This is a genomic window from Acinetobacter sp. ANC 3813, assembly GCF_002135435.1.
Taxonomy (GTDB): Bacteria; Pseudomonadota; Gammaproteobacteria; order Pseudomonadales; family Moraxellaceae; genus Acinetobacter.
The window spans coordinates 24,990-48,396 of record NZ_NEGK01000001.1 but is presented as its reverse complement, the minus strand read 5'-3'; the positions used below and the strand labels follow the sequence as shown (position 1 = coordinate 48,396).

18 protein-coding genes are annotated in these 23,407 nt (G+C 34.8%); 17 read left to right on the top strand and 1 reads right to left on the bottom strand.

The genetic code is table 11. The features are described 5' to 3' along the window. Window positions 1-75 precede the first annotated feature (75 nt). From B9T34_RS00215 to B9T34_RS00205, 3 genes are all read left to right on the top strand, one after another. Window positions 76-1,293, top strand: coding sequence for a tyrosine-type recombinase/integrase (locus tag B9T34_RS00215; RefSeq protein WP_086211628.1), 1,218 nt, complete (start codon window positions 76-78; stop codon window positions 1,291-1,293). Window positions 1,294-1,442: 149 nt separating this feature from the next. After that, complete coding sequence (locus tag B9T34_RS00210) at window positions 1,443-5,189, top strand: hypothetical protein (protein WP_086211163.1); 3,747 nt, start codon at window positions 1,443-1,445, stop codon at window positions 5,187-5,189. Between the two features lie 1,969 nt (window positions 5,190-7,158). After that, window positions 7,159-8,157 (top strand): hypothetical protein, encoded by a 999-nt coding sequence (locus tag B9T34_RS00205; RefSeq protein ID WP_086211162.1) that lies wholly within the window; start codon window positions 7,159-7,161, stop codon window positions 8,155-8,157. A gap of 45 nt (window positions 8,158-8,202) precedes the next feature. Here B9T34_RS00205 and B9T34_RS00200 read toward each other — a convergent pair whose 3' ends face one another. Continuing rightward, complete coding sequence (locus B9T34_RS00200) at window positions 8,203-8,529, bottom strand: helix-turn-helix domain-containing protein (protein ID WP_086211161.1); 327 nt, start codon at window positions 8,527-8,529, stop codon at window positions 8,203-8,205. Window positions 8,530-8,655: 126 nt separating this feature from the next. Here B9T34_RS00200 and B9T34_RS00195 point away from each other — a divergent pair, with 126 nt between their 5' ends. From B9T34_RS00195 to B9T34_RS00125, 14 genes are all read left to right on the top strand, one after another. Then, a complete protein-coding gene (locus tag B9T34_RS00195; RefSeq protein WP_086211160.1) occupies window positions 8,656-9,378 on the top strand; it encodes a hypothetical protein in 723 nt (240 codons plus the stop codon). Window positions 9,379-9,496: 118 nt separating this feature from the next. Next, window positions 9,497-10,150, top strand: a complete 654-nt coding sequence (locus B9T34_RS00190; RefSeq protein ID WP_086211159.1) for a hypothetical protein — start codon at window positions 9,497-9,499, stop codon at window positions 10,148-10,150. 11 nt (window positions 10,151-10,161) lie between these two features. Beyond that, on the top strand, window positions 10,162-10,659 hold the full coding sequence (locus B9T34_RS00185) for a hypothetical protein (protein ID WP_086211158.1): 498 nt from the start codon (window positions 10,162-10,164) through the stop codon (window positions 10,657-10,659). A 65-nt stretch (window positions 10,660-10,724) separates the two neighbouring features. Continuing rightward, complete coding sequence (locus tag B9T34_RS00180; RefSeq protein WP_086211157.1) at window positions 10,725-11,282, top strand: hypothetical protein; 558 nt, start codon at window positions 10,725-10,727, stop codon at window positions 11,280-11,282. A 754-nt stretch (window positions 11,283-12,036) separates the two neighbouring features. Next, window positions 12,037-12,951, top strand: a complete 915-nt coding sequence (locus B9T34_RS00170; protein WP_086211155.1) for a hypothetical protein — start codon at window positions 12,037-12,039, stop codon at window positions 12,949-12,951. A gap of 212 nt (window positions 12,952-13,163) precedes the next feature. After that, window positions 13,164-13,370, top strand: a complete 207-nt coding sequence (locus B9T34_RS00165) for a helix-turn-helix transcriptional regulator (protein ID WP_086211154.1) — start codon at window positions 13,164-13,166, stop codon at window positions 13,368-13,370. Further along, complete coding sequence (locus tag B9T34_RS00160; protein WP_228147377.1) at window positions 13,367-15,463, top strand: DUF3987 domain-containing protein; 2,097 nt, start codon at window positions 13,367-13,369, stop codon at window positions 15,461-15,463. Before B9T34_RS00165 ends, B9T34_RS00160 begins: the two co-directional genes overlap by 4 nt. 852 nt (window positions 15,464-16,315) lie before the next feature. After that, window positions 16,316-17,542: an efflux RND transporter periplasmic adaptor subunit gene (locus tag B9T34_RS00155; RefSeq protein WP_086211627.1), complete on the top strand. Its 1,227-nt coding sequence runs from the start codon at window positions 16,316-16,318 to the stop codon at window positions 17,540-17,542. Beyond that, window positions 17,539-18,762, top strand: coding sequence for an ABC transporter permease (locus B9T34_RS00150; RefSeq protein ID WP_086211153.1), 1,224 nt, complete (start codon window positions 17,539-17,541; stop codon window positions 18,760-18,762). Before B9T34_RS00155 ends, B9T34_RS00150 begins: the two co-directional genes overlap by 4 nt. Continuing rightward, window positions 18,755-19,468 carry an ABC transporter ATP-binding protein gene (locus B9T34_RS00145; RefSeq protein ID WP_086211152.1) on the top strand — a complete coding sequence of 238 codons (714 nt, stop codon included), beginning with the start codon at window positions 18,755-18,757 and terminating at the stop codon, window positions 19,466-19,468. Before B9T34_RS00150 ends, B9T34_RS00145 begins: the two co-directional genes overlap by 8 nt. Before the next feature lie 290 nt (window positions 19,469-19,758). Beyond that, entirely contained in the window at window positions 19,759-19,998 is a 240-nt protein-coding gene (locus B9T34_RS00140) for a TIGR03643 family protein (RefSeq protein WP_086211626.1), read from the top strand. A gap of 444 nt (window positions 19,999-20,442) precedes the next feature. Continuing rightward, window positions 20,443-20,994: a lipocalin family protein gene (locus tag B9T34_RS00135; RefSeq protein ID WP_086211151.1), complete on the top strand. Its 552-nt coding sequence runs from the start codon at window positions 20,443-20,445 to the stop codon at window positions 20,992-20,994. Window positions 20,995-21,131: 137 nt separating this feature from the next. Beyond that, window positions 21,132-22,115, top strand: a complete 984-nt coding sequence (locus B9T34_RS00130) for an acyl-CoA desaturase (protein ID WP_086211150.1) — start codon at window positions 21,132-21,134, stop codon at window positions 22,113-22,115. Next, window positions 22,115-23,401 carry an NAD(P)/FAD-dependent oxidoreductase gene (locus tag B9T34_RS00125; RefSeq protein ID WP_086211149.1) on the top strand — a complete coding sequence of 429 codons (1,287 nt, stop codon included), beginning with the start codon at window positions 22,115-22,117 and terminating at the stop codon, window positions 23,399-23,401. The genes B9T34_RS00130 and B9T34_RS00125 overlap by 1 nt, the downstream gene beginning before the upstream one ends. The last annotated feature ends 6 nt before the right edge of the window (window positions 23,402-23,407 follow it).

The following is a 23,407-nucleotide window of genomic DNA, read 5'->3' as shown; positions in this document are numbered from 1 at the left end:
TTTATTTGGCCCTATTGTGTATCCAATCTTGTATCCGTACTCTTTCTACATTACTCGGATACAAGTCGTTTAGCTATGAAAAGAACTGCCCTAAATGGCATCAAACAAATAAAAGACACGCATTTATATAATCTTGAATCTGAGGATAAGGAGTATCGTATTTCATGTGATGCTGGGCTTTATTTTCGTGTATCACCAAAAGGAAAAAAGTCTTGGCAAGTACGCTTTAAGGATGAGATAGGGAAATGGAAATGGCATAGTATTGGGGCTTATCCTCAGTTATCGCTTGTACAAGCTAAACTTGAAGCTTCAACTATTTTTCTCAAGTTACAGCAAAAAGAAAAAGTTTTAACAAAAAAAGAAATTGAGCTGCAAAGAGTTGAGGAGCAACAACTTAATTTAAAAAGTTTGATGTATGACTGGCTTGATACAAAGAAAACGACTTGGGCTGAAATAACGATAAAGAAAGAAACTCAATCTATTGAAAAACGAATCCTCTCTGTTTTTGGTGATTTGGATTTCACCAAAATATTGCCACAACAATGGTTATCTTTTTTTCAGGATATGCTCAGAAATGAAAGTATTTACAATCGGGTAGAGAAACTAGTCTCACATTGTCGAAATGCTTATGATCTTGCAAAGTTCCATGGACAAATAGAGTCAAACCCTTTGGATGGAATTTTGAAGTATCTTGATAAAGGTAGTAAGGGGAATATGAAGCATGTCAGTCTTCAAGAATTACCCAATTTAATTCAATCTATTCGAAGCTATAGAAATCCACATACAGCAATTGCTTTGGAGTTACTCGTTATTCTTTTCCCTAGACCACAAGAATTGCGTTATGCAAAATGGCAAGATTTTGACTTTGAGAAAAGAATTTGGATAAAACCTGCCGAAACAATGAAGTGTGGTATTTCTCAAGTTGTACCATTACCTCAACAGGCAGTCTATTTGTTCTTTAGGTTAAAAGAAATTAGAACAATATCGGATTACTTGTTTCCAAGTAGAGATAGTCTTACACAGCCAATAAGTGAAGCAACATTAAATAATGCTTTAAAAAATCTAGGCTATCGAGGTCGACAAAGCCCACATGGTTTTAGGCATATTGCCAGCACAGCTTTAAACAATCAATTCAGTGATAAAGAACAAGTTATAGAAGCTTGTTTAGCACATAAAAAGCGTGGTGTAAAAGCTGTTTATGACAAAGCTACACATTTGGATGAACGAGTTAGAGTGATGCAGTGGTGGGCAAACTATCTTGAACAGATTACTAATGAAATTAATCTAGATTGAATGAAAATATTAAAAAAGGTTTATTCTAATGACGGATTTTTTTACTAAATAATTTATATTGTTTATGTTTTATATTTTTTGGCAAAATACTTACAATAAGTTTTTATTTTTCCTATACTTAATACAATATTTAAGTGTGGATAAAAACCATGAAAAAAAATAAAAAGATTTCTCAATCTAAATTCAACGCATTTCAACAAATGAATGAGAAATTGATATCTTTAGGAGGGGTAAAGGAAGAAAAAAAACCTAAAAACAAGAAACCAATTTATAAAGAAAAAGAAGTTCCAGATTATGTAAAAAAAATAGTAGATATCTTCGAAAAGTTTCATCCATTAGATTTATTCAAAACACTACTTATTGCAGAAACATATTTAGAAAATATAAATCATTATGTGAAGTTCAGCTTATTATTTGATATCTATTTTTCAATAAAATTACAAAAATTTGGCGAAAAGAGAATTCAAAGTTATGAAGATTTTAGCAATGTTTTAAAAGTGATTTACCGTGAGACTCCACATAACCCAATGGTTGAAGATTTTTACCCTATTGCAGATTGGGGAACTGTAAAGTATCAATATCATGGAATAGTCTATCAAATTCTATATGGATCTTGTTTGACTGATACGTATAGTTATTTTGATGCTTTCACCCTATTTTATGCTAATGATAATCAAGCTGTAGAGGATTTTAAAAATTTACTAAAATTTCAGAATGATTTAATTTTATTTGTAGATCAAAATCATGATGTGATTGATAGAGACCAAGACTTATGTGTACCAGATGAAAACTTTAGAAATAAAATGTTATTGTGGCTTAATAATATTAATATAGAAAATAATAACAAATCATTAAATGTAATCAATGGTGAAAATATCAATGGAGGATTTGATTTTTATTCACGATACATGAATGCAGAAGTGAATCCATATTGCTATTTTGAATATGAGAATAAGATATATCCATTTTCTCTTAGAAATCAGATAGTCGTTTTGGTTGAGTATTATAATGATAAAAACTATATTTCTTTAAATAATAAAACCATGAGTGTATCAGTGTTTTTAAAGAAAAATTTAAAAAAATTATTATGTGGTAGTTTTAGAATAAGAACGTTAAAAAATATTTTAAATATTATGTTTAGTGGTGTGTTTCAAAGTAGAAATCGTACCTATTTCATTCTCCCACTAGATTCTAATAATCTAGATAATTTACCGTCAATCATAAAAAAAATTAAAAATATTATGTCAGATCCTAATTGGGGGATGCAAAAAGCATATTCACAAAATGGTTTACAACCAAGAGATGTCGATGGGGGGAGATTGATATTTGATAAAATAAGAATTTTAGTAATCCTACCAGAATTAACTACAAGAAATCATTTAGTACCAGTAATAAAGGAAAATAATGTTGAGTTTTCATCGATTAATGAATTTATATCGATTATTGACTCCATGGAGTCGGATGATGAGTTAGACGAATTTGTTGATTATTACAAAACGATTCAAAAGAAAACAGTTTTTGTTGGTTTTAATTTAGATGGTTTTGCTTCTTTTAAACATAGTCATGGACTACTTGAAGATGGTGCAACAGTATTTTCAATGATTATGATTGATACTCATGCTTCACCATCTTTTAGGTACGAAAAAATAATTGAAAAATATGGAGATTTACCATTGATGCTTCCTGATGATGAACATCAATGGTATGTAGAAAGTTCATATGATGAAAACTATCATTTAGTTACAAACAATCATGAAATGATGTCTTGGAGTACATGTGTTAATAATGTAAGTATACATTTTTTATTTGATTTCAAAATAATTGATAGTTATAAAACCGAATTAACTCCTAGAGTTTTAGAGTTATTCTCTCATGCGGCAGCAGATGCATTTTCTAGACGAAAAAGTTATTTATACAACGTAAACTTACCTAAGGGGGTTGTAATTAACTTGTTAATAGGAATAGATATATTAAATATTGAAGGTGAATTTAAACCATCAGATTTTGATAAATTAATTACGAATTATGAAATTATTAATAATGGAGATAAAATTAAAAAAATAAATGTATTTTTGAATTTGAATTATTGTTTTTTTTATTTTAAAAATAGTAAAAATGCAGGATTTCAAACTGAAATTTGTATCGAATTTTTAAAAATATTTAATGAAATTAATGAGATTAAAAATATTGATGCTTTGTTTTATACATTACTAGAGACGAACGAATGGCAATTGAGAATGACAATGGGTCATATTTCTCCAAAATTCGATGTTATCGATAAAGTGGTAAATCCAATTAAAGAAATATATTATAAAAAAGGTAGACAGGAATTAGCAAAGATATTTAAATCAAATGGCATAGAGGCTGGCTTATATAAAGATGTAAATACTGCTAAAGAAATCATTAATAATGCTTCAGGTGAATTTAGAGAATATATACATGATTATATAAAAAAATATAGTGTTGATTCTATAATTGAAACATCATTGTATGAATATTCCATTTTGAATTCAGCTAGTTATTTAGATGACTTTAAACAAGAAATGAGTTTAAAACATGAAGTTAGCTATGATAGGTCTGAAAAACTTGCTAACATGAACTCCGACTTCATAAGGACATCTCAACTTTATAGATATTTAATAGAATGCACTCTAATGTTAAGTAGTAATAGTTCATTAAAAATTGAATATGAGGAATATCAGACGATATTAGGTTGTATTAATTGGCTACTTAACATGTATCATTCAAGTGATGGATTACACTATGATTTAGGAGTTGAAGGAATTGAAATTGATTTTAGTTTTATTCCTGAAATTATAATGTCAGATGAGAGTCTAAAAATAAAAGATGAGTATAATAAAGAATTAAGTTCTTATAAGCTTGGAATTGGTATTAATAGTGAAGATGAATTGAAATCTATTATTCCTAATGATAAATATAAATTGATTGATTTAGCTTTCTACTCAGATTTGAAGTTTGGTTTTAGAAATTTGTTCGTAGTACTACACTGTTTATCTACGTGGTCAAATGTGAAAGGAATTGAAATACAAGGTTTTTATAAATCCAATTTTAATGAATTAATTTCTGTTCTTACTGAATTTATTTGCAATCCTTCGATAAATATAGATGAATTAGAAAAAATTATTAAATTTCTAATCCTAGATAGTAGTAAAATTAACATTTTAGAAGGTATTGAAACAGTTCAGTTTGATGTACCTGTTGGTGATCATAGTAAGAGAACTAATAGGTTGAATATTAAGCCTTTAATATCCTTAAATGATGAAATTATATGGTCTCCTGCTTGTACTTATCGTTCATTAGGTATTTGGACAAATCATATAACAGATGGATATTTACCTGCTGACTTTAACTTTCCTACAGTTAATAAGTTAGTAGATGATTCAAAAACTGTTTTAGAAAAGCAACTAGAACAAAAAGCTTTCGATATTTTGAGTAGATATACTCATTATGTTGGGCAAGGAATAGACCTAAAGAAAAAATTTAAGCAAGATAAATATCCCGATATTGGGGATTATGATGTATTAGCTTTTTTGCCAGAGTCTAATTGTTGGATTATGGTTGAATGTAAATACAACCAACCAGCATATTGCTTAAAAGATATGAGTCGCCTAAGACAGAGGGTCTTTGGAAAAGATCAAAGTGATAAATCACAAATATCTAAAGTTAAAAGAAGGCATGAGTTTTTGTTATCAGAACATAATAAGATAAGATCTTCTATGCAATGGCCTACACCCAATAATTTAGTGGATTTAAGAATTATTAATTTGTATGTTTCAAAAAATACTTATTGGTGGTTTAGATGCCCACCTTATCAAGTCGATCTTTCATTTGTTCAAGTAGATCATCTTGAAGAATGGTTAAATAAGATGTTGTAGTTTAAAAATGCTACATATTAATATTTATTTAGCCCTTAAAAACTAGTTGTAATTTAATAGATTAAGCATAGTTATATTTTTTAGTCTTTAAATTAGTCATGTTTTTATCTCTACTACATTTTTATTCTTTCAGCCTATTATCTATGTATTAATAAACCTATATCAACTCGGTCGTCATCACTCATATTTTAATTAAATTTTGTTAGATAATGCAGTACATAAAAAAGACAAGGCTCGTCCCTAAGGGATCGAGCCTAATTTCATTTCTTAATGCTCTTTGTTGAGCAGATAATTACGCCTGTTCTGGCGGTTCAATTTTTTCATGCCGACTTAGGCCATATTCCATTTCATATTTCTACTGCTAGGCAATAGCTTTATGCTTGTCTAATCTGGAAGGACAAGCCACGATTTTTTCATGCTGGTGTAGCATTATCCTGAATTATGTCTCAGGCAAACCCGTATAAGTATGTTTTCATCAGTGACCAAACTTCAGAATACTTACACTGTATCAATCTTGGCCTAGCCAGAGAGACCAATCCCAAACTGAGAAACATGACCAGTGTTCCATTAACCTTTCTTTTTTACATATTGTCCAACATGCTCACGCATGTGCCGACTCAAGTTTTCGCAATGAGCATCCCGACTGAAAAAAAATCGAAATGTTTTAGGATTCGCTTTAAGCTAGCTATCTCATTTACTCATCCTACTGAAAATCTTCTAAATAACTCATCATTAAAAAATGAATCAAAATCAAATTTTTCAGTTGGAGAAGTACAATTTCCACAATTTAACTGGAATAAACAAACATCAAGTTAAAACGTTTTATATGCGCTACTCACCATCGCTCCCACACTGAAAAAATACAGCAGACTTTTAACCAATTTAAGCCTTTTTATTCAGTGCTTCCCAAGTTATTTCAAAATGTCTTAATGTGCAGACCGTTTATCCTCTCGCCTGTATACATGCTTCCTGTTTCCCCCGACCGTAGTTCCTTGGTTTTATCGGGATATGATGTATACACAACTTTATAAAGGGTAAAACTCTTACACTCCAATCAGCATCTATCGATTAATGCCGTTACACGTTTAAGCTATCCAGCGACCCATTCAGCTTGCGCCCAATGGTGCCGACTTCTCCAGCGTTAGCCTCGAAGTCCTAGTACCTCACGGCACTCTCAGCAGCCATCGTGATTGGAAATGAGCATACTTTTCGCAAGTCGTTGACCCTTGCTTCGATCAAGCATACACACTCAGCTATTAACGGAGACTATCGCACATCCTATGCTGCTCCTGACTGTATCACTTTGAACAGGGTTTCAATGATCCGCTACTTTCATAGTTTCACACCTAATCTGGCTATTACTAACCAAATGACCATTTCACGATAAATCGTTTATAGGCTCCCGTTTCCTTGTCGCCCAACCACTTTTTAGGTTTTCGGAACTCTTAAAAGTGAATGAACGGATAGAAAGAGGATATTGCAATCCTCTAGCCCCCGTTGCAACGTACCGAGCGAGGTTTCCCCAGCAGTCCGCTACATCGGCAATACAAAAATGGTTAGTTCGTGTACTTAGGGCAATATGTATCAAAGTTTTTGAATGGTGGTCAGCCATTCAAACAACTTCAAAAAAAAGAAAGTTGGAATGGATGGTCAATCCACAATTCGATTGATATTCATTTATATTAACAAAGTAAATTTAATATATCAATATTATTGATATATTATTTAAACAAGTATAAAATTTACTGATTAAGTCCCGTAATGCGCACTAGGAACTACTTTATTGTCACCTTACAACGTGAGGTGACAGTGCTAGCGCAATTTGATTAATGCTGATTGCTGACGCACTCAGCAAAATGGGAAATGTAGAGAAAATTATTGTTGATGAACAATTCAAAAATGAATGAAGAAATTTGGATTTAAATGGATTGTTGATTGACATCAAAAGTGTATAGTTGGATGACATAGAATGATTGATTACAGCCCCCACACAAAATACACTGCACAAAAAATTCAAGATAAGGTCACAAGAGGATCATATTTTTATTGCAAATTTATAGTGCAAGCCGAGTTAGGTAAAATTGATATTGAAAAAATTATTCATAAATTAACCGAGCGATACGCATTAAATTTAACCAGTCGGCAAAGAACATATCGATTAAAACAAGGATTACCTGTCGCTGATCTCATTGCTCAAGACATTCTTTATAAAGATGCGTGGTTATTTATCTTGTTGATTAAAACCCCTAATAGTCATCGTCACAGCAAAGAAACAATAGGCAAAGTGACTTCAACAACCAGTTCAGCACATACATCAAAAGATAAAATTGCTGAACTTGAACCTGTCATCTGGGATAAAATCACAGTCGGGCAAGAATTAACTTTTATCCGTCATTACTATAAAGACAATGAACAATTCAATTTCATATTCAATAAACCCTATTTAAGTCTGGATTTTGGAAAATATGAGGCTGAATTAGTACGGTTGAGTCATAAAAAATATGCTGAACATCAAACTAAGTTTTATCGTAAAAGTAATAGGAATTTTTCATGGACGTGGCGATTTAAGAAAACTGAAATAGAAAAACAAAAAAGAGAATTAACTCAAATTCTCAATCGAGTGATTTCACAGAAAGATCAAACCAAAGCGCTCAATGACCTTCTTGCATGGCAGCGTTATTTCAAAGTGTATGCTGTATTCAGAGGTAATCGACAACAGGCAGGACGTTTATATACCTTCGGGAAACTATTTTTTTTCAGTCGGAAAAGACAACGATGGGATCAGGCACAAATGCCGATGATGGACTTAACAATCATCGTACGGTATGAAACCTATGCAAATTCTTATACTGAATATTGTATGCGTAGATATTTTTATGAATCCTTTGAAGTCGAACTTCCACGAGAGATTTCAACAACGGAAAATTGGCAGTTGATCAGTGAATACATTGAAGTACAGGGTCTATAAAATAATATCAAATATTCTTATTAATACCAGTAAAATATATCAATTTTATTGATGTTTTTGAGTTGTTTGATGAATGTAATCCAATACTTCTTTATGTTGCACTTCAGTCAAGAATTGGAGCTGCATAATAATTTCAGCCATTAAATTATTTTCTGTATAAAAATAAGCGACTGGTACTTCTAAAACTTCAGCTATTTTTTTCACCATAAGTAGATCAGGTGCATATTTTCCAGTTTCATACTGATTCATTCGTGCACTAGCCGAGGCTTCATCAATACCTGCGAGTATTCCTAAACGTTCCTGAGAAAGTTTCTTCGCCTTACGGGCAATTTTTAGACGCATTGAAAACACATTGGAATTATTGCGTACCATAGGTATTTGATAATTAATTAAAACTAAGATTCTCTTAGTTTTTAATTGATTAATTACTAAGGATTCCTTAGTATTTTGACCACTTAATTATTAGTTGTGAATTTTCACTAAGAATCAGAGGGTAAGATGAAGAAGAATTTTTTATTTTTAGTAGGTGGTTTTTTTGTAATTAATTTAGTCGGTTGTCAACAAATTCAGACCGCAGCAGATAGTACGACAGGTGCGATATCAAAAGGAGTGAGTGCATATGATGGATGGGTCAGCAAAGGAACCCAACGCGTATGGGATGAAATGTTAAATAAAGATATACGAAATAAGTTTTTAGTTCTTTTAAGTCGTTCAAATAATAATGTGATTATCTTAAATCAATCACTGATGAATGATAAATTCAAATTAGAAAAACGGACAATGGGTTCAATTTATTTAGAAAAATATATAAATCACGAAGCAAATTTCAATGAAGCGAATCAAAAAATTAACAATGGTATTTATATTTCAGAAAAAGATTTAGCTTCAAAAATGTTTATTGAACAAGCTCTAGCTAAAGGCCATCAGGTTCGCATGTATAAAAAGAACATTAATAGTGATTTAAATCGTGGATTAGTGCAATCCATTACAGAGTTTAATGGTGCTGTGAATCGTTATGATGTTGATCCTGCATTTGTAGAGTTTGATAAGGATGGTAGCCCTATAGCGATTATGACTCGCTCATGGCAAACAATTTCAGCGATTGGTGTGGATAGTCGTATATACACCAATATTTATTTTACTCAAGATGCACTGCGTTGGTTTGAAAATAACTTCTCAAATCGCTACTTAGAAGATTCCTTAATTCGTACATATAAATAGGAATAAACTTAACTATGTGTAGATATGTCATTGCCTTTTTCTCCTAAAATTAATAATCTTTTGCAGATTTTTAGTTTAGTGCTCTAACATTTTAATATTTATAAGAGATTTTTTAATTATGCTTAAAAAAGTATCAATATTATTAATCATTACTTCATTTTTTTTATTAACTAGCTGTTCCAAAGATAATAATTCTCAAGAGAAAACTAAAATTCAAGGCAAAGAAGAGGTTGTCGCTCAGAAATCACCTGAAAAAATAACGCCAGAAGATGACCCTACTTTAAAAGGTACACCTGTTTTAGGCTTTAAGTTAAGAGATTCAACAGTTGATTCCGTAAAGAAGCGATTAAATAATTATAAAATAAACGGTGAGTCTTATGCTGGAGGGCCAGTTTTAGAAAATGATGGTACTGGTTTTGATATAGATGGTCTACTATTTACTCAGTTTGGTTTTGATAAAAATCAAAAGTTAGTTTCTGTTTGGATGACAGTAAGTGAAAATAATCATATGTCAAAAGAGACATACAAAAAAATTGTAAGTTATGTGCAGAAAAATAGTTATAAAATTATTCGTGAAAAAGCACCTTTTGTAGGGGATCAAGAAACTGTTTTTCTTACTCCAAACAATGAAATGATTAAAGTTAGTGCTCCACATATGGGGGGCTTTAAAGTAAATATTGAATATGTTACTCAAGAATTTGAACAGCAAAGATCTCAAATAAATCAAGAAAGCCAACAGAAAAAAAATCAGTCAGAAGCGGCTAATTTTTAAGGAATACATTTGTGAAAAAGTTAATACTACTCACTGCTTTCTCTATACTTTTTGCTACTAGAGCAGAAGCAACAACTCTTCAGCAACAGATCAACAACCGTGTACAAACATCTATAAAAAAATTGAATTTAGACAGCAAAAAATATGCTACAGATTCAGACTATTTTAGATTTTCTCTAAAATCTAAAGAAATTATCACTGCTGATATTAATCACGATGGAATTAAAGACAAAATTACAGTACTTAATTTTTGTGAAAAAACGAATTGTCATCCAACAACGATGAGTACAGAAATTGCTGTTTTTCTTGGACAGAAGGGTCAAAAAATTACTTATTTAGATTCAAAGTTTTTTGCCATAACAGCCAGTATTCAAAAAGATAGTAAAGGTCATATTAATGTTCATCAATATGATTATTTTGAGGATGATGGGCATTGTTGCCCTAGTCGTTTAACTAAGTTTAATCTTACCGTTGAAGATGGGAAATTATTTTCTAGAAAAATAAATTAAATTTTAAAAACTCAATTCAATCTTTTATTTCAAATGAATATTAATACAATCTAGGATATTTTTTTATGCATCATATTATTAATACGGCTTTAATATTGTGTGTAACAGTAGCTTCTTCATCTGTAATGGCTGCACCACAATTATTTAATATAGAGTTAAAAGGGGCAACACGCGATCAAATTCGCTCGGTTTTACAAAATACTGATGTAAAAGCAGTTCGTGAAGATAACAATTACTGGATAGATAAATACAATTCTAATGGTGTATTACAAGGCGCTTCAGAATTAAACTTTGGTTATACATCTAATGGGAAATTTGCATTTGCAGAATACAAATTTCCAGTGTTTATGGACTCAGGAAAAATTCTTGAAGTTGCAAATTTAGTTTCATCAAAGTATGGACAACCAAGTCAAAGGTCAGGCAACCCAAATCTTGGGGATGCAAGTTATACGTGGAATTTCAAAAATGGAATGAGCATAACGGCATACCGTGGCTGGCCTGATACTACAACTTTTTTACAGTTCAAAGATAAAACGAACTACTCAAAAATGAATAATGAAATTGAAGTTGAAAACAAGCGCCAATTTCAACAAAAAGCTCAGCAACAGCAGTCAGCATTTTAGATAAAAATTTATTGGCAACATACTCTACATTAAGTATGTTGCCTTATTTCCATATACACATTGACGTTGTTTTATGCACAATTAAAATTAATAATTATAGAAAATGTTGCACAGCTCACTTTTTTTCAAGATGTGACTTCTTCCTTAGCCTCTACGATAAAAACCGTGATCACTCATGATTAAAATTGAAAATATTGATTCATTAAAAATATCCTATATATACTTCTTTCCAGTGGTCTTTTTTCCATTTTTGAATATTTATGAATTTAGAACTGATACAGACATTAAATCTTGGTTCTTTAGAAATTTACTCGTCAGTTTTACTGTTATTTTGATTCCTCTTTTTCTTACTTCAAGCATGCTCATTACCAAGTTTTTATATCAAGATAAGAACAAAGCCACGGAATACCGTTCAATAGGTTTGGGATTGCTATGTTTTACATTTCTGATAGGTAGTAATTATTACCAATTTCAGAAATTTACTCTAGGTTCTACTTTATCAATTGACTATTACCGCATGGCCCTGATGGTAAGCTTACTAATAGCTTGTTTCATATCAAGTGTGTATTTCACATTGAAATATAAAAAATATTCACAGAAGTACTTAGTCGACTTCAATGCAAAAGCAATGAAATTTATGGTGAGTGTTGCTATACCTTTTTTTATATCAGTAACTACTTTTTTTATTGTTTGATTCATTAAATTATTAAATATTTTTAAAATCTCTTAAATTAATATTGATTATAGGTTTATTATGAATAGTGAAGAAATTGCAGAATTATTTAAATTAGACGATGTTGATTTTGATCAATGTGGAAGTGCTGAAGAGTATGAATTGAAGTTATTAAAACAAGCAGATAACTTTTTCTTTGATAATTATTTTAAAAACGAGGAAATATTATTTTTTGCTTTTGATTTTTACTATTCTATAAAGTTGTTAGAAAATAATGAAAACCTGAAAATATTAAAGAATATATTGAAAAACAATAAGATATTAGAGTATTTTAAAGAAAATAACTTTGGAATAATGGAGTTGGTATTAATAATTACGGCATTTGATAAATCCACAGACTATTATATATTCACTATTAAAAACCAAGAAAAAAATCAAGATAAAAAAATTCAAGAAATATATAAAAAATACATCAACTTTATTAATAGTACAGAAGATACCTATGATTTCAGAATTTGGTATAAAAATCAAATTGAATTGTTAACTTCAAATTTATTTTTAGGATTAAGGGCAAGGCTCATAAAAAATGAAGATCAAATGAAAATTTGTGAAAATATAACTTTAAATAATAAATCTATAGAAAATATTTCAGATCTTGAATATATTTTTTCTAAATATATTCAAGATCTTTCTTATCCAATGATAAGTCAAAAAGAGCTTAAAGAAAATGAAAAAAATAAGAAAGAAAATAAGTTTATTCGAGATTTAGATAATATGTTCAATTCTTTAACTAATAATCGAATTTCCTATAACTTTATCTCTGAATTAGTATCAATAATATATAATAAGCAGATGAATGAAAGTCAAATAAAAAAAGTTATATATGATGGCAGCATCAGTACATCAATTACACAATATAAGAAAAAATACATTCATGACCGAGATCATAATATTATAGCTATGGAAATTATTCGAGATAATGATTTTCATATCTAGGCTACACTTAAAATATTTTAAAATCATATAAGTTAGTATTTGTCAAGATTATCTAGGCTTGAAATTTTAATCGTATCACTAACAGTGTTTAGTGTCCTGTTTTGCTCAATTATGTGAATCTCCATATAGCAAGCAGGATTTACTTATGTATGAAATTCATCAACTTATCAGCATCTCTCATGATGTTCTTATGACAAATGAGGAGAGATAGAATGCTGATCAAAATTAAAGATGTTTGCCGTATTTTAAAAACAAGTAGAAATACGATATATAACCTGCAACAAAGAGACCCTACTTTTCCAAAACCGATCAAATTCGGAGATAAAAAACAAGCTCGTATTTTTTATCGTGAAAATGAAATAAAAAATTGGGTTTTAAATTTAAATCCTTCGAATTCAGATTTGGAGGGTGAAAAATGAACGTAGAAATCACTTTTAGCGCTCCATTTGCAATAAGCACCGATCCAGTGACAGGTCATAAAACAGAATTTCACTCACTCAATGAATTGATTCAAGGCTGTATTGATGAGCGTAATTTTAAAGTTAAGACTGAGAGCTATATTCATCCAGAATACACAGACTATAACTGTGAAGAATGCTATGCAATTCCCCATGTAAACCCTCATAATTTTTCTGAAGTTGTCGGTTATACGATAAGTGGAACTATTAAAAAATACGATACCGACCAATCACCATATCAGTTGATCGACTCGAAGAAAGTATATTTTGTGATAGGTGAAAAAGGAGTATTTGCAAGTAATATAAATAAAGCATACATACCATATGTGTTGGGCACAGACGATATAGGCTTATTTTTAAAAATTGCAAGATCTAGTGAGGGAGTTGTATTTAATGAAGATATTGATTCAGCATATCAGATTATAAATAGTGGTATGCCTGAAACAACATTTAGAGCTATGGCTGGTTTTAATGAACCAAAGCAAAATCAGGACTTATTTGTGAAATTGGATGAGAGTTTTAAGTCACTTCAAGCCAAACAAATAAAGCAATTTTTCTTAGAAAAAATTAACGCGCTAAAGCAAGCAATTAGCCCTGAAAAATTTATTCAAATCTCCACAAATCAATGGGGGAAACTGACACCGCTTGTACACGCAGAATCATCAGCAAATGCTGTTTATCCTGTTGATGCATTGCCGCCATTAGCAAAGGAGGCAGTTATAGCTATTTCTGAACATGTTCAAGCCCCCATTGCCATGACCTCTCAATGTGTAATTGCTACGATGTCACATATCGCTCAGGCTAAAGTGAATGCACCGCATCCTTTTAGCCCTCAAGGTGAGCCATGCAGTTTATTTTTGCTGACTGAGGGCCAAAGTGGAAGCCGCAAGAGTACAAGCAGAAATTTGGCAGATCAGGCAATCATTAAACATGAGCGTAAACATTATGAAGCATATCGCTGTGAGCTTGAACAATGGAAAAGCGCACAGGCTGGACTGCCTAAAAAGGAACGTGAAGCATATTGTGCTGAAAATCCACCACCCAATGATCCAAGTACCCTTTATAGCGATATAACTCTTGAATCTATTGCAGGTTTATATATTGACGGTATTTTGAATAATGCATCCATTGCAAGTGATGAAGCAGGTCAGTTTTTTGGTGGCCATAGCATGAAAGCTGATACACGTAATCAAGCACTAGGAGGCTATGCAAAGCTATTTGATGAGGGTTTTGTGGAGCGTACACGGTCTAAGTCAAACATGAACGGAAGCGGCCGAGCTTATGACACTCGACTGTCCTTTAACTTACAAGGGCAACATGAAGTCCTAGCAGATGCGCTAAAAGACCCATTGTTAAGAGGTCAGGGATTTTTGCCAAGATTTATCTTAACCATTCCTGAAAATTTAGCAGGTACACGCCTACAGGACGCAGTTTATAGAAATAAGAATGTAAGTACCGACCACAGGCTTATCGCCTACTGGACACGGTGTGAGTATTTGCTTGATGACTGCCCTCAGATTAAGCCTGAATATGAATTACACAATGGTCGCTACGTTCTATCTATGGATGATGCAGCAAGAGAAATTGATGCAGCCTTCTATAATATCTTTGAGGAGTTGCAAGCCAAAGGCCAGCGTTATGAATTTCTACAAGCATTTGCCAGTCGTGCTAGTCAATTAGCACGCCGCCTAGCTACTGTATTCGCTTATTTTGAGGGCTTGCAGTGTATTGATGCGAAAATATTAAAAGGTGCTTGTGAGGTTATTAAATATTCATTAAATGAATGGTCAATGTATGCAGATATTGAAATTAAAGCAGAAAGTGAAGCTGAAAGGCTTATTAAATGGCTTATAGGTAAATGTGTGCAGCAAAAAACTGACAGACTTACTTACTCTTATATGCAGACTTCATGCCCTAGACCGATGCAGAAAAATAAGAATCTTTTAGAAATGATTATTCAGCAATTAGAGGACTCGAATTATTTAAAAGTTGAAATGCTTAATAAGAAGCGCCTAGTCGTTTTAAATCCACTTTTATTAGGGGAAAGTGACTAAGTGACTAAATTAGCTTGAAATCCTTGCTATTAAGGGCTTTCAAGATGGAAATTAGTATTGTACTAGATGACTAAGTGACTAAAAGGATCGCTAAATAGCTATTTCACTTAGTCATTTAGGCAGCATTTGGCAGGTGACTAGCTAAATACAAAGCCTTATACAGCAATGATTAGAAGCTAATTTAGTCATTTAGTCTGTTTAGAACAATCGCTAACATCCAGAATATTATTTATTGAATGATGATGTTCACTTAGTGCTGAATCGGTTCAACTCTTAACTTCAAGAAAATAAAATAAACACAAAAAGTAACAAAAATAACCCATGTATCCAAGTTTGTATCTTTTTTTATTTAGTTAAAGTAATTGTTTTTAAAACAATAGCTTAGATTAAAGTATGGTAACGTCTGGGCCCACCATATAAAACAACCACTTAGGTGTACTAATCCTAGGTGGTTTTTTGTTTCTGGATTCCATGTAAGCAATTGCTAATTAAAATTAACCTATTAAATACTGAGAATTTTTTTAATAAACAGATTTCATTAGCGATTTTGGATGAGTTCAATTTCTACTACCACAACTACTTTATTAAATATGGCTGTGTATTACGTTATTTAAAGCAGGTATGTTAAAACCTTAAGCTATTATAATTTAGCTAAATTATTAAAAAATATAAATTTAAATCATTAATTTGCTGTTTAGTAATAGCAAAGTTATCACAATATATAGAAATTAATTTTTTTAAAAATTGTGTGTTTTTTAATTTGATGTGTTGTAACTAAATTTTCATATATATTCAACTAAAGATTAGTGTTGTGATTCAAAACTTTCCTTGAATCTGGTATGGAGAATGGATTTGTTTGTTGCCCGATATAAGTCTCTGATTATAATTGTAATATTGATTTTAGTCGCCAGTTTTGCTGCATATCGCTGGTGGCAAGGACCATTATTAGCTGGTTATGAAGTTGAATCTAGCCGATTGGTACAGACAGTAGTTGCTTCAGGAAGCGTAGCGACAGTATCCAGAACTCAGATTGGTAGCGAAATTACAGGGGTTGTCCTTAAAAGATTTGTTCAAGAAGGGGATCGGGTTTCACCAGGGGATGTCCTTTTAGTACTGAAATCGGATGAAATTTCAGCGCAGGTGCGGCAGGCAGAAACTGAATTAAAGGAACTTGCAACGACTAAACGTCCGCAAGCCGAAGTCGATTTGGCGAATGCCAAAGTGCAGTTGGAGCAAGCTCAACGGGAAGCGGCACGGAGAAGGAACACTGAATTAGGAATATTATCAGCAGAGGAAAGGGAGAAATCGATAGAGGCTGAAATACTTGCCCGTAATAATGTAGAAACAGCTCGATTGCAGGTTGCAGCTCTTGCCCCAGGTAAAGTTGAAGAGATCAAGTTGCGAGAAAAACTGGCTGCATTACAGGCCCAACTCGCCAAGACCCAAATTCGTGCAGAAGTATCTGGTATTGTTTTAACACGTAATGTCGAGCCTGGAGATTTGGTGCAACCCAGTCAGATCCTCTTTACGATTGCACTGGATGGAGCTACTGAAATCCGAGTGCCATTTGATGAACGTAATTTACCGCTGCTGGCTTTGCAGCAAAAAGCGACAGTAATAGCGGATGCCTACCCGAATCTACCTTTTCCAGCTCATATTAATTTTATTGCTCCAAATGTTGATGCTCAACGTGGCACAGTTGACGTCCGATTAACAGTTGATCCAATACCTGATTATTTGCTTCAGGACATGACAGTATCTGTAAATGTTGAAACCAATAAGCGCGAGCGGACTTTGCTGATTCCGAATGATGCTTTAAGTAATATAAGTGGAAATAAGGCTAAAGTTATTCTAGTAAGAGGTGGCAAAATTCAACGCCACTCCATCACACTGGGTTTGCGTGGTTTGGTTATGTCGGAAGTTGTTGCTGGATTAAAAGAGGGTGATCAAGTTTTAGCGGATGCCGAATCAGTGCTTAAAAATGGAACCCGTGTTCGTTTAGAGCAAACTAAAGCTATAGTGCAGAATCAGGCGGATCAGACAAATAGCAAAAATGAATTGCCGGTGAAATTCGATTGAAAAACTTTTTTGGGCGACTTTGGACAGAGTGGACGATCGCAATCAGCTTTTTGCGAGAAGGCCGCACGCAGTCGATGATGATTACCATTGGTGTCGCGGTTGGGGTAGCGGTTATTGTATTCATTAGCGCCTTAATTCAGGGTTTGCAATCGAATATTGTAGAACGGACTTTAGGAACGCAAGCCCATATTCGTTTGATCTCACCAGATGAGGTGAATCATATTGTGCCGCCAGCAGCGGGAACACTTCAATTGTTACAAGAAGATAAGCGTGCGCAGCGCTTACGTTCCATTAATAATTGGCAGAAGATTACTGAAACTCTCGATCAGTTGCCTGTCTTGACGGCTGTTTCTCCTGTAGTTTCTGGTCCAGCATTTGTACAGCGCGGAGACGCTATTCAATCTGTCGCATTGGTTGGTATCAATCTTGAGCGATATCAAAAGATTATTCCGTTAAAGCAATATATGGTGAGTGGTGAATTGAAGGTCAGTGCGGATAATGTCTTAATCGGGCGTCAAATGGCCAAAGACTTAGGGGTGCAAGTTGGGAGCAAATTAAGGCTAGACACTGGGCAGCAGAAAAATGCAGTGGTAAATGTTTCAGGAATTTTTGAACTGGGCGTTCGTGAATTGGATGCCCGCTATGTTTATCTGGATTTGAAACAGGCTCAATCTTTACTTAATTTGCCTGGCGGTGTGACTGTGATTGATCTGACGATAAAGAATATTTTTGAGGCGGATCAGATTGCTGCTCAAGTTGGACGGCTGACTGGATTGAAAGCGGAAAGCTGGATTGAAACTAACGCGCAATTAATGAGTGCAATTACTGCTCAGAGCCTATCGACTAACATGATTATTGTTTTTGTGGGGATTTCGGTCGCCTTTGGTATTGCCAGTGTGATGTCGGTGAGTGTAGTGCAAAGGACTCGGGAAATCGGTATTTTACGTGCGACAGGGGCGACTCAAGCGCAAATTTTAAGAGTTTTCTTATTTCAGGGGGCAATTTTCGGTTTGCTTGGTTCGTTGCTGGGCAGTGTGGTCAGCTATGGTCTGATATGGGGATTTAATCAATTTGGTCCCGGTTTGTTTTATATTTCAATTTCAATCCAGCTGATCTTATCCGCATTATTATTGGCGACACTCACGGGTGTATTAGCTGCTGCAGTGCCATCCCGTCGAGCAGCAGCACTTGATCCTGTGGAGGCAATTCGTCATGTCTGATCCAACTCATGAGGTACTGCGTTTAGAAGCATTGCGAAAGTCTTACAACGTTGGGCAACCCAATGAAGTGGAGGTTTTACATGGGATTGATCTGTGTATTCAACGTAACGACTTTGCCGCATTAATTGGTCCTTCAGGTTCAGGCAAAAGCACTTTATTGAATATTCTTGGATTATTAGATCAGCCAAGCAGCGGCGAGTTGTACTTGTTGGGTCAGGCGACCAGCCGTATGAATGATACTGATCGGACCGCATTACGTGGACACAGTATTGGTTTTGTATTTCAGTTTCATCATCTTATACAGGCCTTCACTGCCTTAAATAATGTGCTCATGCCATTAATGCTGAAGCAAGGCAAGCCAGATCAATCTGCGCTGCAATATGCCCATGAATTATTGGCCGCAGTAGGTTTGGAAAAATTTGCTGATCGTAAACCAAATGAACTTTCAGGTGGACAGCAGCAGCGGGTGGCAATTGCACGTGCACTCATTACTCAGCCTGCACTATTATTGGCTGATGAACCGACAGGCAATCTGGATACTCAAACTGCTGCGGAAATGTTTGAATTATTTCGTAAAGTACATCGTGAACATGACTGTGCCGTGTTGTTGGTCACGCATGATCCAAGATTATCGGCAACATGTGACCGGACCATTAATCTGTTGGATGGAAAAATTCAGAGTGATTCTAAACACGAAATGAAATGAAATGAGTGCGCATGTGGATTGCGCTTCAGGCGGAAGTCGTTCAAAGCCTATACTTTCAGCTGTAGTGAATGCTTGAGATACTCCCAGAGCTAAAGTCATAAAATCAGCTTATTTAATTTCTTATCATGAGTAAATATTAGAAATAATCACAAAAAATTCATGCCCATATTTTTATGATTTTCAGCGAATCAAAATCGATTCAAACTCTATAAGTGAGTTGATGAAATTTATTGCAGCTTAAAGCTAATAAAATCAGCTTTGACTATTTTTTGATTAAAGATGAGAGTGACGTGCATCAATTTTCTGAACAAGACTTATCAAGAATTATCGAAATGGCCTGGGAAGATAGAACACCTTTTGAAGCCATCCAGCGTGAATATGGTTTAAATGAAACGGCAGTGATCTGCTTGATGCGGAAAAATATGAAACCATCGAGTTTTAAATTGTGGCGTGAACGGGTTGCTGGCCGTAAAACCAAGCATTTGCATCTACGTTCCTCAGATGTCATTCGAGCCTATTGTTTAAGGTAGTATAAACGGTTTTTAATTTATTGATTTTAAACACTGTTTAGACTCACGTTTAAATCATTAAAAATATTATCTCACTTCCTTCCAGCAGCGGTGCCATTTTTTGCACCAGCTAAATATGCGCATGCTGTTAATGTCTATTCTTTATAGGGAGATGCTGTTTTTTCATCGATTATAATGTGCTAACCCGCCTGAGAAGTTATTGGATATAGAGAGCAAGTGCTCTTGTCTTTAAGTTTATGCTATTGCCTGAAGGCAGTATGCCTATGTCAGGATCTAGTAGAGATGCATGGGATAGCAGTCGCAGATGATTCAAAGAATGGCTTAAAACTATAAGTCAGTCTAAAGCTTCCAAAAGCAACACTACTGAAACAAATCATTTTATCTTCACGCTTTGTTCACATCTCCCTAGGTTATCTTTGCTACAAAATCAAATAAGGCTTGAAAATGAATACCCTATTAAAGTCAATTGCGGGTACGGCACTGGCGATCATCAGCTTAAGCTTATCTGTCACTGCTCAGGCGGAAACAACTGCACCCCAAGCAGTAGAGAAAATCGATATTCAACAGTACGCAGGTAAGTGGTATGAAATAGCGCATTTACCGATGTATTTTCAACGTAAGTGCGTTTCAGATATTACAGCCCAATACAGTGTAAACACTGATAAAACGATGGGTGTATTAAATAGCTGTCGTACTGCAAACGGTGAAATGATCAGTTCCGAAGGTGTTGCCTATCCGCAGAATGAAGGCAATAGCAAACTTAAGGTGAGCTTTTTGCCTAAAGGCTTAAGGTGGTTACCTTTTACTAAAGGTCATTATTGGGTATTACGCATCGACCCTGACTATAAGGTTGCACTGGTGGGTGGGCCAAGCGATAAATACTTATGGATCTTGTCCCGTGAGCCTCAGATCGAGGATGCGACTTATCAATCTTATCTGCAAACGGCACAGCAGTATGGCTACGACGTCAGTAAGCTAGTCAAAATGCCGCATTAATCTTAAAAGCCCTTTGCCGAACTGCCAATATCTCCTTTCACAGTTCGGCTTTTTTTATGCTGCTTCACATAAAATTGATATTAATACGATTAAAATCTTTGAAAGAAAATAGAATATTTTGCAATTAGGATAAGTCTATGCTGAAAAGTCTGATGCGATGGGTTGATAGCTGGTCCATGCCTGCGCAGGCAGAAGCGACGACGGCTGAAAATACTCAAATCCAGTGGCTTCGCATCTTGCCCTTTATTCTGCTGCATCTCGCTTGCTTTGCCGTGTTTTGGGTCGGGGTATCTTGGTTTGCAATTGGTTTTATGCTGATCTTTTATCTGATTCGCATGTTTTCAATTACTGCATTTTTTCACCGCTATTTGTCTCATAAGACCTTTCAGACTTCACGTGTGGTGCAATTTATTTTTGTATTACTTGGCACTATGAGTGCACAGCGTGGTCCATTGTGGTGGGCAGCGCATCACCGATACCATCACCGTTATACCGACACTATTCAAGACCCGCACTCCTCCACACATGGGTTTTGGTACAGTCATGTGGGCTGGTTTTTGAATGAATATAACTTTGCTACCCGTAAAGAAGTGATTAAAGATTGGCTCAAATACCGTGAATTGATCTGGCTGGACCGTTTTAGTCTGATTGTGGTGCTGCTCACTGCGAGCGGCATTTATGCACTGGGAGAGTGGCTCGCCCTGAGCTATCCTCAATTGGACACGTCGGGTTTACAGCTGCTGGTATGGGGGTTTGTGATATCCACCGTTTTACTGACGCATGCGACCTTATGTATTAATTCACTGGCCCATCACTATGGCAGCCGTGACTTCAATACAGACGATCAAAGCCGCAATAATTTATTTTTGTCTTTGATTACTTTAGGTGAAGGTTGGCACAACAACCATCACTATTATGCCGGCAGTACCCGCCAAGGGTTTTATTGGTGGCAAATTGATATGACCTATTACATTTTAAAAATTATGTCTTGGTTCGGACTGGTCTGGGGGTTGAAACCGATTCCGGCACGGGTGTATGAGGTCAGCAAAATTGCGCAAGCCAGAAAACAGAAAAAAGCTGCAAAGAAAGACGCTCAAAATATTCAATCTGGGGAATCATAATGAAAATTGCAATTATTGGCTCTGGCATTTCGGGACTTTATGCCGCGTGGAAGCTAGGCAAAGTGCATAAGGTTACCGTATTTGAAAAGAACAATTATTTTGGTGGGCATACCGATACCCATCAGCTCAATATAGATGGGGAGCAAGTCGCAGTTGATAGTGGTTTTATTGTCTTTAATGAACATAACTACCCATTGTTTTGTGCAATGCTGAAAGAGCTCGGCATAGCCTCGCAAAGCAGTGATATGGGTTTTTCTGTCAATAATCAGGTCACAGGGCTGCAATACAATCCTTCCAAAAAATTCTCTTTATTGCGTCGGCCACAAAACTTCCTCAAATCTGATTTCCGCGCGATGCTGTCGGATTTGTTCAGGTTCTATGCAGCCAATAAAGATCTGAATGTTGAAGATATAGATGCAACTCTCAGTATTGATGAATATTTAAATCAACATGCTTATTCGGAGGCCTTTCGTCAGGAGCATCTATACCCGATGTGCGGCGCGCTGTGGTCTTGTCCAGTCGAGCAGGCCGGGCAGATTCCGTATAAATTTGTGGTGAGTTTTTTTCAGCATCACCGCATGTTGCAACTCAAGGACCGTCCATTATGGCAAACTGTGAAAGGCGGTTCGGCGAGCTATGTCCGTGCAATTCAGGAACAGGCCCAGAACATTAGCTTCCGAAGAGCCGAGGTTGAACAGGTATCACGTACCGCAAATGAGGTCTTGATTGAAACTCAGCAGGGCACAGAACGCTTTGACTGTGTGGTCTTTGCCAGCCATGCCGATGATAGCCTGAAGTTACTTAAAGACCCTTCCGAAAAAGAGCTGGATGTATTAGGTCATTTTCGTTATCAGGCTAACCGTATGGTGTTGCACTCGGATATCAGCATTATGCCAAAATCCATGCATCAGTGGGCGAGCTGGCATGTGCACGTCACCCCAAGTCAGGCATCTGAGCAAACGCCGTTCCAGAACAGTGCTGTTCACTATGGTTTTAGTTACTGGATGAACAAGCTGCAAAACCTCAACTGCAACACTCAAATCTTGGCCACACTCAATCCAAATTTTGCCATTGATCCTAAAAAAATATGGGTAGAACGACATTACCGTCATCCGGTATTTGATGCCAAAGCCATTGATGCACAAAGACGCTGGGCTGAGGTGAATGGTCAAAATCGTACTTTCTACTGCGGCGCTTACTGGGGATGGGGCTTCCATGAAGATGGCGCACGAAGTGCCTCATGGGTTGTAGATCAATTGCTAAACCAGACTGGGCGGGCCGCTTAGGAGAGT

Coding starts and splice junctions, on each gene's coding strand:
- B9T34_RS00215 (WP_086211628.1), top strand. CDS start 76: ATGAAAAGAACTGCCCTAAATGGCATCAAACAAATAAAAGACACGCAT.
- B9T34_RS00210 (WP_086211163.1), top strand. CDS start 1,443: ATGAAAAAAAATAAAAAGATTTCTCAATCTAAATTCAACGCATTTCAA.
- B9T34_RS00205 (WP_086211162.1), top strand. CDS start 7,159: ATGATTGATTACAGCCCCCACACAAAATACACTGCACAAAAAATTCAA.
- B9T34_RS00200 (WP_086211161.1), bottom strand. CDS start 8,529: ATGGTACGCAATAATTCCAATGTGTTTTCAATGCGTCTAAAAATTGCC.
- B9T34_RS00195 (WP_086211160.1), top strand. CDS start 8,656: ATGAAGAAGAATTTTTTATTTTTAGTAGGTGGTTTTTTTGTAATTAAT.
- B9T34_RS00190 (WP_086211159.1), top strand. CDS start 9,497: ATGCTTAAAAAAGTATCAATATTATTAATCATTACTTCATTTTTTTTA.
- B9T34_RS00180 (WP_086211157.1), top strand. CDS start 10,725: ATGCATCATATTATTAATACGGCTTTAATATTGTGTGTAACAGTAGCT.
- B9T34_RS00170 (WP_086211155.1), top strand. CDS start 12,037: ATGAATAGTGAAGAAATTGCAGAATTATTTAAATTAGACGATGTTGAT.
- B9T34_RS00165 (WP_086211154.1), top strand. CDS start 13,164: ATGCTGATCAAAATTAAAGATGTTTGCCGTATTTTAAAAACAAGTAGA.
- B9T34_RS00160 (WP_228147377.1), top strand. CDS start 13,367: ATGAACGTAGAAATCACTTTTAGCGCTCCATTTGCAATAAGCACCGAT.
- B9T34_RS00145 (WP_086211152.1), top strand. CDS start 18,755: ATGTCTGATCCAACTCATGAGGTACTGCGTTTAGAAGCATTGCGAAAG.
- B9T34_RS00135 (WP_086211151.1), top strand. CDS start 20,443: ATGAATACCCTATTAAAGTCAATTGCGGGTACGGCACTGGCGATCATC.
- B9T34_RS00130 (WP_086211150.1), top strand. CDS start 21,132: ATGCTGAAAAGTCTGATGCGATGGGTTGATAGCTGGTCCATGCCTGCG.
- B9T34_RS00125 (WP_086211149.1), top strand. CDS start 22,115: ATGAAAATTGCAATTATTGGCTCTGGCATTTCGGGACTTTATGCCGCG.